Source organism: Kitasatospora sp. NPDC058965 (genome assembly GCF_042741245.1).
Taxonomy (GTDB): Bacteria; Actinomycetota; Actinomycetes; order Streptomycetales; family Streptomycetaceae; genus Kitasatospora.
Window position 1 is genome coordinate 1 of sequence record NZ_JBHYKG010000245.1, and the last position, 13,391, is coordinate 13,391.

The 13,391-nt window shown below is 73.7% G+C and carries 15 protein-coding genes; 11 read left to right on the forward strand and 4 right to left on the reverse strand.

Going from position 1 to position 13,391, the window contains the following annotated elements; translation table 11 throughout:
* Window positions 1-83: 83 nt before the first annotated feature.
* Window positions 84-1,766, reverse strand: coding sequence for a phenylacetic acid degradation protein PaaN (paaN, locus tag ACFW1A_RS30040; RefSeq protein WP_380414224.1), 1,683 nt, complete (start codon window positions 1,764-1,766; stop codon window positions 84-86).
* 122 nt (window positions 1,767-1,888) lie between these two features.
* Here paaN and ACFW1A_RS30045 point away from each other — a divergent pair, with 122 nt between their 5' ends.
* Window positions 1,889-2,470, forward strand: coding sequence for a TetR/AcrR family transcriptional regulator (locus tag ACFW1A_RS30045; protein ID WP_380414226.1), 582 nt, complete (start codon window positions 1,889-1,891; stop codon window positions 2,468-2,470).
* Between the two features lie 19 nt (window positions 2,471-2,489).
* On the opposite strand, the gene ACFW1A_RS30050 is transcribed toward ACFW1A_RS30045, so the two are convergent.
* On the reverse strand, window positions 2,490-3,047 hold the full coding sequence (locus tag ACFW1A_RS30050) for an Lrp/AsnC family transcriptional regulator (protein WP_380414228.1): 558 nt from the start codon (window positions 3,045-3,047) through the stop codon (window positions 2,490-2,492).
* 168 nt (window positions 3,048-3,215) lie between these two features.
* Between ACFW1A_RS30050 and pdhA the strand changes: the two genes are divergently transcribed.
* From pdhA to ACFW1A_RS30075, 5 genes are all read left to right on the forward strand, one after another.
* Window positions 3,216-4,349, forward strand: coding sequence for a pyruvate dehydrogenase (acetyl-transferring) E1 component subunit alpha (pdhA, locus tag ACFW1A_RS30055; protein ID WP_380414230.1), 1,134 nt, complete (start codon window positions 3,216-3,218; stop codon window positions 4,347-4,349).
* Window positions 4,350-4,378: 29 nt separating this feature from the next.
* Complete coding sequence (locus tag ACFW1A_RS30060) at window positions 4,379-5,341, forward strand: alpha-ketoacid dehydrogenase subunit beta (RefSeq protein WP_380414250.1); 963 nt, start codon at window positions 4,379-4,381, stop codon at window positions 5,339-5,341.
* Between the two features lie 5 nt (window positions 5,342-5,346).
* A complete protein-coding gene (locus tag ACFW1A_RS30065) occupies window positions 5,347-6,651 on the forward strand; it encodes a dihydrolipoamide acetyltransferase family protein (protein WP_380414252.1) in 1,305 nt (434 codons plus the stop codon).
* A 224-nt stretch (window positions 6,652-6,875) separates the two neighbouring features.
* Window positions 6,876-7,289 carry a hypothetical protein gene (locus ACFW1A_RS30070; protein ID WP_380414232.1) on the forward strand — a complete coding sequence of 138 codons (414 nt, stop codon included), beginning with the start codon at window positions 6,876-6,878 and terminating at the stop codon, window positions 7,287-7,289.
* Window positions 7,290-7,468: 179 nt separating this feature from the next.
* Entirely contained in the window at window positions 7,469-8,965 is a 1,497-nt protein-coding gene (locus ACFW1A_RS30075; protein ID WP_380414234.1) for a globin domain-containing protein, read from the forward strand.
* Here the strand turns inward: ACFW1A_RS30075 and ACFW1A_RS30080 are convergent, their stop codons facing one another.
* A complete protein-coding gene (locus ACFW1A_RS30080; RefSeq protein ID WP_380414236.1) occupies window positions 8,966-9,469 on the reverse strand; it encodes an NUDIX domain-containing protein in 504 nt (167 codons plus the stop codon). It lies immediately after the preceding gene.
* 356 nt (window positions 9,470-9,825) lie between these two features.
* On the opposite strand from ACFW1A_RS30080, the gene ACFW1A_RS30085 reads away from it, so the two are divergent.
* The gene (locus tag ACFW1A_RS30085; RefSeq protein WP_380414238.1) at window positions 9,826-10,689 is read left to right on the forward strand and encodes an IclR family transcriptional regulator; all 864 of its coding nucleotides are present in this window, start codon (window positions 9,826-9,828) and stop codon (window positions 10,687-10,689) included.
* Window positions 10,690-10,867: 178 nt separating this feature from the next.
* On the forward strand, window positions 10,868-11,287 hold the full coding sequence (locus ACFW1A_RS30090; protein WP_380414240.1) for an SsgA family sporulation/cell division regulator: 420 nt from the start codon (window positions 10,868-10,870) through the stop codon (window positions 11,285-11,287).
* Between the two features lie 139 nt (window positions 11,288-11,426).
* On the opposite strand, the gene ACFW1A_RS30095 is transcribed toward ACFW1A_RS30090, so the two are convergent.
* The gene (locus tag ACFW1A_RS30095; RefSeq protein WP_380414242.1) at window positions 11,427-11,804 is read right to left on the reverse strand and encodes a phage holin family protein; all 378 of its coding nucleotides are present in this window, start codon (window positions 11,802-11,804) and stop codon (window positions 11,427-11,429) included.
* A 58-nt stretch (window positions 11,805-11,862) separates the two neighbouring features.
* Here ACFW1A_RS30095 and ACFW1A_RS30100 point away from each other — a divergent pair, with 58 nt between their 5' ends.
* The 3 genes from ACFW1A_RS30100 (at window position 11,863) to ACFW1A_RS30110 (ending at window position 13,321) form a co-directional block, all read left to right on the forward strand.
* Window positions 11,863-12,180 (forward strand): cupin domain-containing protein, encoded by a 318-nt coding sequence (locus tag ACFW1A_RS30100; protein ID WP_380414244.1) that lies wholly within the window; start codon window positions 11,863-11,865, stop codon window positions 12,178-12,180.
* A 106-nt stretch (window positions 12,181-12,286) separates the two neighbouring features.
* Window positions 12,287-12,955, forward strand: coding sequence for a thiaminase II (gene tenA, locus ACFW1A_RS30105; RefSeq protein WP_380414246.1), 669 nt, complete (start codon window positions 12,287-12,289; stop codon window positions 12,953-12,955).
* 165 nt (window positions 12,956-13,120) lie between these two features.
* Window positions 13,121-13,321, forward strand: coding sequence for a DUF5326 family protein (locus ACFW1A_RS30110; RefSeq protein WP_380414248.1), 201 nt, complete (start codon window positions 13,121-13,123; stop codon window positions 13,319-13,321).
* The last annotated feature ends 70 nt before the right edge of the window (window positions 13,322-13,391 follow it).

Genomic DNA, 13,391 nt, shown 5'->3' on the forward strand with positions numbered 1-13,391 from the left:
GGTTTCCCGCCCCCTCCCCACGCCGGGGGGGGGGGGCCGCCCCCGGCGTTCCGGGGGGCCCCCCCCGCCCCGCCGAGCACCCGTCAGGCCGGGCGGCGGACCTCCACCACGCGGAACCGGTTGGCCACGAAGGCCGCGTCGGTGTACGCGGCGTTGGCGGCCGGGTTGGCCCCGGTGCCGTGCAGGTCGGAGAAGGCGGCGGTCTGGTTCGGGTAGACCCCGCCGGTGAGGTTGAGCGAGAGGCAGACGCCGCTGTCCAGGCAGGCCTGCACCAGCGCCTGCTCCACCTCGGCGGAGGTGGTGTAGCCGGTGGCCGTCATCGCGCCGTGCTCGCTGACGGTCCGGCGCAGCAGGTCGACCGCGTCGGCGGTGGAGTCCACCGCGACCGCGAAGTAGACCGGCCCGAAGCACTCGGTGAGGAAGTGCGCCCGGTCGTCCGGCTTGTGCGCCTCCACCTTGATCAGCGCGGGGGTGCGGATGGCCGCGCCCGGGAACTCGGCCGACTCCACCACCCGCGGGGCCAGCGCCAGGTCACCGTACTCGCCGCTCGCGGCGGCCGCGCTGCGCTGCAGCACCGCCGGGTTGACCACGGCGCCCAGGATCGCCGCGGCGCGGGCGTCGTCGCCGAGCAGGCCGCTGATCGCGCCCGCCAGGTCGGCCACCACCTCGTCGTAGGACTTGTCGCCCTGGTCGGTGCCGATGCCGCCGCGCGGGATCAGCAGGTTCTGCGGGGTGGTGCACATCTGGCCGGTGTAGAGCGACAGGGCGAAGGCCAGGTTGCCCAGCATGCCCTTGTAGTCGTCGGTCGAGTCGATGACGACCGTGTTGACGCCGGCCTTCTCGGTGTAGACCAGGGCCTGCTTGGCGTTCTCCTCCAGCCAGTCGCCGAACTCGGTGGAACCGGTGTAGTCGATGATCCGCACGTCCGGGTGGAGGGCCAGCGTCTTGGCGATGCCCTCGCGGTCCCGCTCGGCGGCCAGGGTGACCGTGTTGGGGTCGAAGCCGTACTCGGACAGCACCTCGCGGGCGATCCGCACCGTCAGCGCCAGCGGCAGCACCGCGCGCGGGTGCGGCTTGACCACCACCGGGTTGCCGGTGGCCAGCGAGGCGAACAGGCCCGGGTAGCCGTTCCAGGTCGGGAAGGTGTTGCAGCCGATGACCAGCGCGGTGCCGCGCGGCACGGTGATGAACTCCTTGGTCAGCACCAGCGGGTCGCGCTTGCCCTGCGGCTTGGTCCACCCGGCGGTGGCGGGCAGCTTGGCCTGCTCGGCGTAGGCGTAGGCCACCGCCTCCAGGCCGCGGTCCTGGGCGTGCGGGCCGCCGGCCTGGAAGGCCATCGCGTAGGCCTGGCCGGTGGTGTGCATCACGGCCTGCGCCATCTCGTGCGAGCGGGCGTTGATCCGGGCCAGCACCTCCAGGCAGACGGCGGCGCGGGCGGCCGGGGTGGCCGCCGCCCAGCCGGGCCGGGCCGCGGCCGCGGCGGCGAGCAGCTCGTCCACCTCGGCGCGCGGGTAGCCGATGCCGAGCTCGATGCCGTACGGCGAGGACTCGGTGCCGACCGGCTCGCCGTCGGCCGGCTGGCCGGGCAGCGCGAAGGTGGTGCCGAGCAGCGCCTCGAAGGCGGCCTTGCCGTCGGCCGGCGCGCTCTCGCCGTAGGCCTTGGGGAACTCGGGGTAGGGCGACCAGTAGTCCCGCTCGGCGAGCGCGGTCAGCGCGCGCGAGAGGGTCTCCTGGTGACGCTCGATCAGTTCGTCGACGGCGGCCATGCGGCGCTCCTCGAAAAATGGCAGTCCGGTGCCTGACGCTCCTCAGCGTAACCGAACGATCGGTCGGGTCAAGAGTGCCGCCCGGGTGAAGCCCGCTCGGCCCGCCGGGGATACTCAGGGGTATGGCCGACACCCCGAACCGCACCACGTACACCGTCGAATCGCTGCTCGCGGTCACGGTGCAGGTCTTCAACGCGCGCGGCTACGACGGGACCTCGATGGAGGACCTGTCGCGGGCGGCCGGCATCTCCAAGTCCTCGATCTACCACCACGTGCGCGGCAAGGAGGAGCTGCTGCGGCTCGCCGTCGGCCGCGCGCTGGACGGGCTGTTCGGGATCCTGGACGAGCCGGCGGCGGTCGACGGGCGCCCGGTGGACCGGCTGGAGCACGTGGTGCGCCGCACCACCGAGGTGCTGCTGGCCGAACTGCCCTACGTGACCCTGCTGCTGCGGGTGCGCGGCAACACCGGCACCGAGCAGTGGGCGCTGGAGCGCCGCCGGGACTTCGACCACCGGGTGGCCGAGCTGGTCAAGGAGGCGGTGACGGCCGGCGAGCTGCGGGCCGACGTGGAGCCGCGGCTGGCCACCCGCCTGCTCTTCGGCATGATCAACTCGATCGTCGAGTGGTACCGCCCGGACGCCCCGCACGCCGACGGCGTGGCCGAGGCCGTGGCCCGGCTGGCCTTCGACGGGCTGCGCGCCTGACGGACGCCGGGACCGGCCCTCAGGCCGGCGGCACCCGGTCGGTCTCCTCGAAGACCAGCAGGGTCTGGGTGGACAGCACCCCCGGGATCGCCTGGACGCTGCCCAGCACCAGCTCGCGCAGCGCCCGGTTGTCCGCCGTGTGCACCAGCATCAGCACGTCGTACTCGCCGCCCACCAGCGCGATGTGCGCCACCCCGGGCAGGTCGAGCAGCTGCTCGCGGACGCTGCGCCAGGAGTTCTGCACGATCTTCAGCGTGACGTAGGCGGTGGCGCTCTGCCCGGCCCGTTCGTGGTCGACCCGGGCGGTGAAGCCGCGGATCACCCCGTCCTCCATCATCCGGGCGATCCGGGCGTAGGCGTTGGCCCGGGAGACGTGCACCCGTTCGGCGACCGAGCGGATCGAGGCCCGCCCGTCCTGCTGCAGCAGCCGCAGGATCGACCGGTCGACCCGGTCCAGCGAGCGGTCGGGCTGGGTCGCGGGAGCCGGGTGGGCCGGGGGGTGCGTGCCGTGGTGCGGGCTCTGGGCGGGCAGCGCCGCGCGGCCGGTCGGCGCGCTGGCCATTTGTTCAGAGCCCATGTCCTCAAGCCCTCCGATGGTGGACGTGCTGCTTTCAGCAGACTGCCGGAGCGGCCGAATGTCCAGCACCTTCACCGTGCTGTGGCCACAATGAAAAGACAACCGAACAATCGGTTGGGAGGCAATCCCCCAGTTCCTGCTGCCCTCCCCACCCCTTGGAGGTGCCCGATGACCGTCCTCGACCACCGGCCTACCGCGCCGGTGCCCGGTTGGCTGCCCGGCGCTACCGCCCCCCGGACCGATCCCGCGCCCCTCCTGCCCGACCACTCCCCGGTGCGGATCCTCGGCACGCCCGGGCTCGCCGCGTACGACCCCGCGCTGCTGCGCGAGCTGTACCGCCGGCTGGTGGTCGGCCGCCGCTACAACCAGCAGGCCACCACGCTGACCAAGCAGGGCCGGCTGGCCGTCTACCCGTCCTCCACCGGCCAGGAGGCCTGCGAGGTGGCCGCGGCCGCGGTGCTGGCCGAGGACGACTGGCTCTTCCCCAGCTACCGCGACACCCTCGCGGTGGTCGGCCGCGGGGTCGACCCGCTCCAGGCGCTGACCCTGCTGCGCGGCAACGCGCACACCGGCTACGACCCGGTGGCCACCCGGACCGCCCCGCTCTGCACCCCGCTGGCCACCCAGGCCCCGCACGCGGTCGGCCTGGCGCACGCGGCCCGGCTGCGCGGCGAGCCGGTGGTGGCGCTGGCCATGATGGGCGACGGCGGCACCAGCGAGGGCGACTTCCACGAGGCGCTGAACTTCGCCGCGGTGCTGAACGCCCCGGTGGTCTTCCTGGTGCAGAACAACGGCTACGCGATCTCGGTCCCGCTGACCCAGCAGTCCGCCGCCCCGACGCTGGCCCACAAGGCCGTCGGCTACGGGATGCCGGGCCGGCTGGTGGACGGCAACGACGTGGTGGCGGTGCACGCCGTGCTGACCGAGGCGGTGGACCGGGCCCGGTCCGGCGGCGGGCCGACCCTGGTGGAGGCGCTCACCTACCGGGTGGAGGCGCACACCAACGCCGACGACGCCACCCGCTACCGGCAGTCCGCGGAGGTGACGGCCTGGCAGCAGCACGACCCGATCCTGCTGATGGAGCGCGAGCTGCGCGGCGCCGGCCTGCTGGACGACGCGCAGGCGGCCGCGGCCGTCGCCGAGGGCGAGGAACTCGCGGCCCGGATGCGCGCCGAGTTCCACGCCGAGCCGGTCCTGGACCCGGCGTCGCTGTTCGCCCACGTCTACGCCGAGCCGACCCCCCAACTGCGCGAGCAGGCCGAGCAGCTGGCCGCCGAGCTGGCGGCGGAGGCGGAGAAGTGAGCACCGTGACCGAGACCCGCACCGCGACCATGGCGCAGGCGCTGAACACCGCGCTGCGCGACGCGATGCGCGAGGACCCGACCGTGCACCTGCTGGGCGAGGACGTCGGCCGGCTCGGCGGCGTCTTCCGGATCACCGACGGGCTGGCCTCCGAGTTCGGCGCCGACCGCTGCCTGGACACCCCGCTGGCCGAGGCCGGCATCCTGGGCACCGCGATCGGGATGGCGATGTACGGGCTGCGCCCGGTGGTGGAGATGCAGTTCGACGCCTTCGCCTACCCGGCGATGGAGCAGCTGGTCTCGCACGTGGCCAAGATGCGCAACCGCACCGCCGGCAAGCTGGCGCTGCCGATCACCGTGCGGGTGCCGTACGGCGGCGGCATCGGCGGCGTGGAGCACCACAGCGACTCCTCCGAGGCGTACTACGCCGGCACCCCCGGCCTGCACGTGGTCACCCCCGCCACCGTGGCCGACGCCTACGGCCTGCTGCGCGAGTCGATCGCCTCCGACGACCCGGTGGTCTTCCTGGAGCCCAAGCGGCTCTACTGGTCCAAGGACGAGCTGGACACCGGCGCCGGCACCGCCCCGGTGGGCCGCGCGGTGCTGCGCCGCACCGGCCGCTCGGCGGTGCTGATCACCTACGGTCCGTCGCTGCCGGTCTGCCTGGAGGCGGCCGAGGCGGCCCGCGCCGAGGGCTGGGACCTGGCCGTGCTGGACCTGCGCTCCCTGGTGCCGTTCGACGACGCCACCGTCTGCGAGGTGGTCCGCTCGGTCGGGCGGGCCGTGGTGGTGCACGAGTCCACCGGCTTCGGCGGGGTCGGCGCGGAGATCGCCGCCCGGGTGACCGAGCGCTGCTTCCACCACCTGGCCGCACCGGTGCTGCGGGTGACCGGCTTCGACATCCCGTACCCGCCGCCGATGCTGGAGCACCACCACCTGCCCGGGGTGGACCGGATCCTGGACGCGGTCGCGAAGCTGCAGTGGGAGGGGTGACCGTGATGCCGATCGTGCGCGAGTTCACCCTGCCCGACCTGGGCGAGGGGCTGACCGGGGCCGAGGTGGTGCGCTGGATGGTCGAGGTCGGCGAGGTGATCGCCGTGGACCAACCGGTGGTGGAGGTGGAGACCGCCAAGGCGGTGGTCGAGGTGCCCTGTCCGTACGGCGGGGTGGTCACCGCGCGGTTCGGCGAGGTGGGCGAGGAACGGCTGGTCGGCCAGCCGCTGGTCACCGTGGCGGTGGCGCCGGAGCCCGGCACCGACGTGCCGGACCCGCAGCCCGAGCGCCCGCTGGTGGGCTACGGCGTGGCCGAGGGCGGCAAGGGCGCGCGGCGCCGACGGGTGGGGGCGGCCCCGGTCGCGCCGGCCCCGGCCGCTGTCCCGGTGGCGGCTGCCCCTGCGGTGGTGGCTGCCCCTGCGGTGGTCGAGGCTCCCGCCGTCGTCCCCGTCATCTCCCCCCTGGTGCGCAAGCTGGCCCGCGAGCACGCGGTGGACCTGGCCTCGCTGACCGGCAGCGGGCCGGACGGGCTGATCCTGCGGGCCGACGTGAACCGGGCGATCGAGGCCGCGGTGGCCCCGGCGGCCCCGGCCGTCGTCCCCGCCTCCGCGGACTCGGTCCCGCTGCGCGGTCTGCGCCGCACGGTGGCCGAGAAGCTGACCCGCAGCCACCACGAGATCCCGGCCGCCACCTGCTGGGTGGACGCCGACGCCACCGAACTGCTCGCCGTGCGCGCCCAGATGAACCGGTCGCCGGACCTCCCCAAGGTCTCGCTGCTGGCCCTGCTGGCCCGGATCTGCGTGGCCGCGCTGGCCCGCTACCCGGAGCTGAACACCAGCGTGGACCTGGACGCCAACGGCGCACCGGCCGCGATCCGGCGCCATCCGGCGGTCCACCTGGGCTTCGCCGCGCAGAGCGACCGCGGCCTGGTGGTCCCGGTGGTGCGCGACGCCCAGCAGCTGACCACCGAGCAACTCGGTGCCGAGCTGGGCCGGTTGACCGCCGCCGCCCGAGCCGGTTCGCTCACCCCGGCCGAGCTGACCGGCGGCACGTTCACGCTGAACAACTACGGCGTGTTCGGCGTCGACGGCTCCACCCCGATCCTCAACCACCCCGAGGCGGCCATGCTCGGTGTCGGCCGGATCATCGCGAAGCCCTGGGTGCACGAGGGCCAGCTGGCGGTCCGTCAGGTGACGCAGCTGTCGTTCACCTTCGACCACCGGGTCTGCGACGGCGGCACGGCGGGCGGCTTCCTGCGGTTCGTCGCGGACTGCCTGGAGCGGCCGGGGATGCTGCTGCGGCAGCTCTGAGCGGAGAGCGGGCGACCGGGCCCGGCGGGGACGTACCGTCCCGGCCGGGCCCGGTGCTGCGACGTCCCGGGGACGGGCCCGACCGTGCGGCGGCTGCACCTCGATCGCGCGGGGCATATTCGCCGCGATTGCGGGCAGGTCGCCAGCGCGCCCCCACGGCGTGCCGGTCCACCACGGGGGATCGGGTGTCCGAGGTGTTCCGCCCGCGCTCCGAAGGGTTCCCCATGTTCAGGTTGTCCCGCTCCGCCCGCCCGGCCGCCATAGCCGCCATGACCTGCGCGGTGCTCGCCACCGGCGCGGGCAGTGCGCTCGCCGAGACGTACGTGCTGCGCGATTCGAGCCCCACCATGGTGACCGGCTCGGCCGGGCTCTGCTCGATGAACCGGTACGAGATCGAGGGGTACAACGGCGCCTCGCACGAGTACGCGCAGGGCCAGGCGTCGCTGAACGGCGGCACCGCCTGCTGGATCTTCATCCGCCAGTCCAAGGACGGCGGGGCGACCTACACCCAGAGCGACCTGGTCTGGGTGCCGGCCAACGGCACCGCCGCCACGCCGGTCTACTACGACGGGCCGGGGTACTGGGACCAGGTCTGCGTCCAGGTCCAGCGCGGCACCTGGTGCGACGCCTGGTACTGACGGACCGCACCGAGCGGCGGGCCGCCGCGGGCGAAGGCGGGAGCCTAGCGCGCGGAACGGTCCGCCGTCCGGCGTTCCCAAGATTTGTCGGATCAGCTGTCCGGCCGTGCCACGCTACCCAAGGCGTTGCTGGGACGACCGGAGGCGAAACGATTCTCTTGAGTACGCGTCAGGTAGCAGTGAAGTCCCTCTCCGCGCTGATGGTCCGCTCCGGCCACGGCTCGGCCGCGGCCACCGCGGTGCCGGGGATGGTGGACAGCGGCCCGGAGCCGGTCCAGGCGCCCGCGGAGCCCGAGCCGGTCCGTCCGCTCCCGCCGATCCCGCCGATGCCGAGCGAACCGCCCGCCGTCCCGGCGGCGTTAGAGCCCGCACCGGCCCTCCGGCCGGCCCTCGAACGCCCGGTCGTGGAACCGCTGTTCAGCTGGGCCCCGGGGCTCAACTGGGCCGGCCCCGGCGACCGGTGGAGCCAGGCCTGGGCGGCGCAGGACGCGGGCGGGCCGCCACCGGCACCCGCGCCGCCGGCACCCGACGTCCGGCGCAGCGCGGAGGAGCCGCCCACGCCGCGCGACCTGGACCTGATCCGCCTCACGCTCACGCTGGTGGAGCCGGTGGCCGACCGGGCCACCGCGCACTTCTACGCGCTGCTCTTCGTCCACCACCCGGAGATCCGGTCGATGTTCCCGGCCGCGATGGACGTGCAGCGCGACCGGTTGTTCCGGGCCCTGCTGACGGCCGCGCGCAGCGCCGACGACCCGGTGGGGCTGACCGCCTACCTGGGCAACCTGGGCCGCGGCCACCGCAAGTACGGCACCACCACCGCGCACTACGGCCCGGTGGGCGAGTGCCTGGTGGCGGCGCTGGCCAAGTACTGCGGCAGCCGCTGGGACGCCGAGACCGAGCTGGCCTGGCGCCGGGTCTACCGGGTGGTCTCCTCGATCATGATCGAGGCCGCCGAGCGGGCGGCCGCCACCGCGCCGCCGTTCTGGCAGGCCGAGGTGGTCTCGCACCAGGTGCGCGAGCGGGACGTGGCGGTGCTGACGCTGCGCACCGACCACCCGTACCCGTACCGGGCCGGCCAGTACACCACCCTGGAGACCCCGTGGTGGCCGCGGGTCTGGCGGCCGTTCTCGTTCGCCACCGCGCCGCGCCCGGACGGGCTGCTGACCCTGCACGTCAAGGCCGTGCAGAGCGGCTGGGTGAGCAGCGCGCTGGTCCGCCGGGCCCAGCCCGGCGACGTGCTGCGGCTCGGCCCGGCGGCCGGGACCATGGTGGCCGACCACGCCGGCACCGCCGACCTGCTCTGTCTGGGCGGCGGCACCGGGATCGCGCCGATCACGGCCCTGGTCGAGGAGGTGGCCGGGTACGGCGCGAACGGCCGCACCGTGGAGGTGTTCTACGGCGCCCGGCGCACCGACGACCTCTACCAGCTGGACGCACTGCGCGAGTTGGAGCGCCGCCACGCCTGGCTGACGGTCCGCCCGGTGGTCTCCGAGGAGGTGGTCCGCCCGGGCGGCGCGCTGTCCGGGCTGGTCGGCGACGTGGTGGCCCAACTCGGGCCGTGGGACGGCCACCACGCGTTCCTCAGCGGGCCGGCCGCGATGGTGCGGCGGTCCGCCAGCATGCTGGTCCGCTCCGGAGTGCGGCTGGAGCACGTCCACCACGACCTGGAGCTGTGACTACAGGTCGGTCGCCAGCAGGGCCCGGACCCCCTCGATGTTGGCGGCCAGGTAGGAACGGAGCGAGGGCGGGACCAGGTTGACGGCGGTGACCCCCTCCCGGGTGAACGGCAGCCGGACGATCTCGTACTCGCCGCGCGGCTCGTCCACCTCGGGGCCGTGCCGCCGGCCGGGGTCCATCGAGGCGAGCCGGCAGGCGAAGAAGTGCTGGACCTTGACCCCGTGCGGGTGCAGCAGGGTGCCGTCCTCGTGGTGCGAGTGGGCGACGGTGTCCACGAAGGCCGGGACCACGTCGACCACCTTGCCGCCGAGTTCCTCGTCCACCTCGCGGTGCAGCGCCTCGGTGACGGTGCGGTCCTCGGGCTCCACGCCGCCGCCGGGAGTGATCCAGTACGGGTTGCTGCCGGGCCGGGTGCGCTTGATCACCACCAACGAGGCCGGGCCGTGCACCGGGTCGTGCTCGTCGAGCTCCAGCAGGATCGCCCGCGCCGTGCGCTTGACCACCGGTCGCGGATGGGGTGTCGGTCCGGGCGCCGCCGGCACAGGGGTCACTGCCGTCACCTCCACAAGCGTTGTGCGGGAGCATCCCGCAGGTGGGCGGCGCCGAAACTCGCACAGGCGGACGAACGGGCGGCCCGTCCCGGACCTGCGGGGCCGTCCGGTCGTTCCGCCACCGGCGCGGTCGGCCGGTTTTCGACGTCATGGCGACTTTTCACTCCCTTTACCTGATTCAGTGCGCCAAGAGCGTGATTGCGACCCCGCATCCGCTGTGCTCCAATGATCAACACCGGGCAAAACGGACCGTAGTGTTCCGAATTGGCCGACCTGTCGTCAATCCGGGTTGGGGGGAAAGTGTGACCGTGCCGCGCAGTGCGAACTCCGTCGAGACGCTGAACCTGCCACTGGTCCGCCGCGGCGAGCGAAGTACCGGCGGCGTGCGCCCGGGCCGCTCGCCCACCGGGGCGGCCGCGGGCGGCGGGCCCACCCTGATCGCCTCGGTGCAGCGGGCGCTGCACCTGCTGGAGGCCGTCGGCGGGTTCCTGCAGGGCGCCACCGCGAAGCAGTTGGCGCGCGCCGCCGGCCTGCCGCTGGGCACCACCTACCACCTGCTGCGGACCCTGACCCACGAGGGCTACCTGCGGCGCAGTGAGGGGCGGTTCTTCTACGGCGCCTCGGTCAGCAGCATCGGCGAGGCCGGGCAGCGCCAGCACGGGCGGTCCGAACTCCGAGCGGGGCTCGACCGGCTGAGCGAGCAGGTGGACGCCGCGGTGTACTTCGCGGCCTACCGCGACGGCGAGGTCGAACTGCTGGCGGTGGCCGCCGACCAGCGCCGGCCCGCGGTGGCGGAGTGGGCCGACTTCCGTGCCACCGCGCACGCCCACGCGATCGGCCAGTGCCTGCTCTCCCAACTCACCGAGCAGCAGCGGCGCGACCACCTGGCCAGGCACCGGCCGACCGACCTGACCCCGGCCACGGTGACCGAGGAGGCGGTGCTGCTGCGCCGGTGGGCCGGCGCGCAGCCGACCATGCCGGTCTTCGAGCACCAGGAGTACGCGCTCGGCACGGTCTGCGCAGCGGTCCCGATCACCGTCGGCGCGACCGTGGCCACCGTCGCCCTCTCGCTGCCGGTGGACCGGTCGGACCGGCTCGCCGCGGCCGCCGGCCGGCTGCGCGGGCGGGCCGCCGGACTGCTCGGCGCCCTGTCCGCCTCGTTCACCATGTGAAAAAGCACATCTTGTCCGACCGGTCCGACAAACCGGACGATGGGTGTGTTACGGGGGATCAGGGTCATATCTGCACAACCGCAACGCACCAGCACGGCAACCGACAGCGAAACCGCATGCCCGGCCCGAGAAGGGCCGCAGGACGGCGACGGCCGGGCAGAACGAGAGGTACTGGCGCATGCACAGCACTGTCCAGGGGCACGTGGTGATGAGCCTCGTGGTCTCGAACGAGCTCTCCTTCCGCCTGGTGGTCGACCTCGTCTACGACCCGGGCGACCCCTTCGCGGTCCGGCTCACCTTCCACCTGCCCGGGGACGCCCCGGTCAGCTGGGTGTTCGGCCGGGAGCTGCTGCTCGACGGGATCAGCCGGCCCAGTGGGGAGGGCGACGTGCAGATCCGCCCGGTCGGCGAGGAGCTGTCGCAGGTCAGGATCCTGCTGCGGTCGCCGGACGGCGACGCGCAACTGCGCTGTGCCGCGCCGCCGCTGGTCGCCTTCCTGGCCCGGGCCGACCGGCTGGTGCCGATGGGCGAGGAGCCGGCCGCCTCCGCGCTGGACGCGAAGCTGGCCGACATCCTGAGCCGGGGGTGCCTCGGCTGACCCCGGCCGCGGCGCGGGCCCGGGGCCCGGGGGCCGGGGGCCGGGGGCCGGGGGCCGGGGGCCGGGGCCGGACGCGGACACGCCGCGGGCCCGCGCCGACCTGTTCGGTCGGGGCGGGCCCGTCGCGGTGCGCGGGGCGTCAGTCCTTGTCGTCCAGCACCACGTGCAGGCCCCAGGCGACCAGGCTGATGATCAGCGAGCCGAACAGCGCCGGCAGGAAGCCGGTCACGTGGAAGTCCAGGCTCAGCTTGTCGGAGGCGAAGGAGGTCAGCCAGAGCATCAGCGCGTTGACCACGAAGGTGATCAGGCCGAGCGTGAGGATGAAGAGCGGGAACGAGAAGAACTTCACCAGCGGCTTGATCAGCCAGTTCACCACCCCGAAGATCAGGGCGACGCCGATCACGGTCATCGTCTGGTGCTGCCAGCTGCCGCTCGACAGGGTGATGCCCTTGACGAGCCAGGCCGCGACCCAGATGGCGGCCGCGTTGATCAGGGTCTTCAGAACGAAGTGCTTCATGGCTCCGCATCGTGACAGGCTCGGGCGGATCGCGGAAGCACCAAAGAGGAGCGGGCTGATGAAGGTTTTCCGTCTCGACCGGCTGGACGCCGAGCGGGCGGCCCAGGACGGGGCCTACCTGCGCTTCCTGAAGGAGCGCACGATGTCGGCCGGGCTGTACGCGCTCTCCCCCGGCGAGACGGACACCCAGGGCGCGCACCAGCAGGACGAGCTGTACCAGGTGATCAGCGGGCGGGCGTCGCTGACCGTGGGGGAGGAGACCTGCACCGTGGGCCGGGGGAGCGTGGTCTTCGTGCCGGCGGGGACGCCGCACCGGTTCCACCACATCACCGAGGAGCTGCGGGTGCTGGTGGTCTTCTCGCCGCCGGAGTCGTGAACGGCTCGGAGTCCTGAACGGCTCGGAGTCCTGGTCGGGTCGCCGCCCCGGACGGTGCGACCGCCCTCGCGGTGCCGGCGGCCGGTGCTCACGTAGGGTCGCGGACATGACCCAGACCCTGACCGAGGAGCTGTGGGCCGCCGTCGAGCCGGTCTACGCCGAGATCCTCGCGCACCCGTTCCTGGCCGGCCTGACCGACGGGACGCTGCCGCGCGCCGCGTTCCGGCACTTCGTGGTGCAGGACTCGCACTACCTGCGGGACTACGCCCGGGCGCTGGCCGGGTGCGCGGCCAAGGCGCCGGGCGAGGCCGAGGTGCGGGCCTTCGCGGACGACGCGATCGGGGCGCTGGCCGCCGAGCAGGAGATGCACGCCGAGTTCCTCACCGCCCTCGGCGGCACCGCCGAGCAGGCGGCCGACGAGCCGGTGCTGCCCACCACCCTGGCGTACACCAGCTACCTGCTGGCCACGGTGCACGGCGGCTCGTTCGCCGAGGCGGTGGCCGCGGTGCTGCCCTGCTACTGGGTCTACGCCAAGGTCGGCGAGCGGCTGCTGGCCCAGGGCTCCCCCGACCCGCTGTACGCCCGGTGGATCGCGGTCTACGGCGACGAGTCCTTCCAGGCCGTGGTGCGCCGGGTGCTGGAGCTCGCCGACCGGCTGGGCGAGGACCTCTCGGCCGCCGAACGGCGTCGGGTGCACCGGCACTTCACCACCACGACCAGGTACGAGTGGATGTTCTGGGACGCCGCCTGGCGGGGTGAGCGGTGGCCGGTCTGAGCCGCCGGTAGGGGCGAACCCGAGGGGTTTCCCTCAGGGTTTTGTCCGGGTTCTCTCCGGGGCCGATTCCCTCGTTTCCGCTCTCCGGTGCTCCTACGATCGAAGTACGAAAGCGGACGGGGTGCGGCGACAGAGGCCGACCCGAAAGGGAGATGGGGTACGGAGATGGCTGAGATGTGGAAGTCGCTGCCGGGCTGGGTGCGCAACGTCGTGGTCCCGATCATCCTGCTGATCATCGCGTTCAACGTGATCGGCTTCGTGATCGGCGTGGTGAGCTCGCTGATCTGGTTCGCGGTCAAGGCACTGGTGGTGGTCGGCATCGCCGCCGCGGTGGTGATCCTGGTCAAGAAGGCCGCCAAGAGCTGACCCGGGGCTGACCCGGGTACGCCGCACACTCTCCGCTCAGGCGCCCGTCCCCCGCAGGGGGCGGGCGCCT

Excerpts from the sequence above, each read along its gene's own strand:
- ACFW1A_RS30045 (WP_380414226.1), top strand. The coding sequence starts at position 1,889 with ATGGCCGACACCCCGAACCGCACCACGTACACCGTCGAATCGCTGCTC.
- ACFW1A_RS30065 (WP_380414252.1), top strand. The coding sequence starts at position 5,347 with ATGCCGATCGTGCGCGAGTTCACCCTGCCCGACCTGGGCGAGGGGCTG.
- tenA (WP_380414246.1), top strand. The coding sequence starts at position 12,287 with ATGACCCAGACCCTGACCGAGGAGCTGTGGGCCGCCGTCGAGCCGGTC.
- ACFW1A_RS30090 (WP_380414240.1), top strand. The coding sequence starts at position 10,868 with ATGCACAGCACTGTCCAGGGGCACGTGGTGATGAGCCTCGTGGTCTCG.
- ACFW1A_RS30060 (WP_380414250.1), top strand. The coding sequence starts at position 4,379 with ATGGCGCAGGCGCTGAACACCGCGCTGCGCGACGCGATGCGCGAGGAC.
- paaN (WP_380414224.1), bottom strand. The coding sequence starts at position 1,766 with ATGGCCGCCGTCGACGAACTGATCGAGCGTCACCAGGAGACCCTCTCG.
- ACFW1A_RS30095 (WP_380414242.1), bottom strand. The coding sequence starts at position 11,804 with ATGAAGCACTTCGTTCTGAAGACCCTGATCAACGCGGCCGCCATCTGG.
- ACFW1A_RS30100 (WP_380414244.1), top strand. The coding sequence starts at position 11,863 with ATGAAGGTTTTCCGTCTCGACCGGCTGGACGCCGAGCGGGCGGCCCAG.
- pdhA (WP_380414230.1), top strand. The coding sequence starts at position 3,216 with ATGACCGTCCTCGACCACCGGCCTACCGCGCCGGTGCCCGGTTGGCTG.
- ACFW1A_RS30110 (WP_380414248.1), top strand. The coding sequence starts at position 13,121 with ATGGCTGAGATGTGGAAGTCGCTGCCGGGCTGGGTGCGCAACGTCGTG.
- ACFW1A_RS30070 (WP_380414232.1), top strand. The coding sequence starts at position 6,876 with ATGTTCAGGTTGTCCCGCTCCGCCCGCCCGGCCGCCATAGCCGCCATG.
- ACFW1A_RS30050 (WP_380414228.1), bottom strand. The coding sequence starts at position 3,047 with ATGGGCTCTGAACAAATGGCCAGCGCGCCGACCGGCCGCGCGGCGCTG.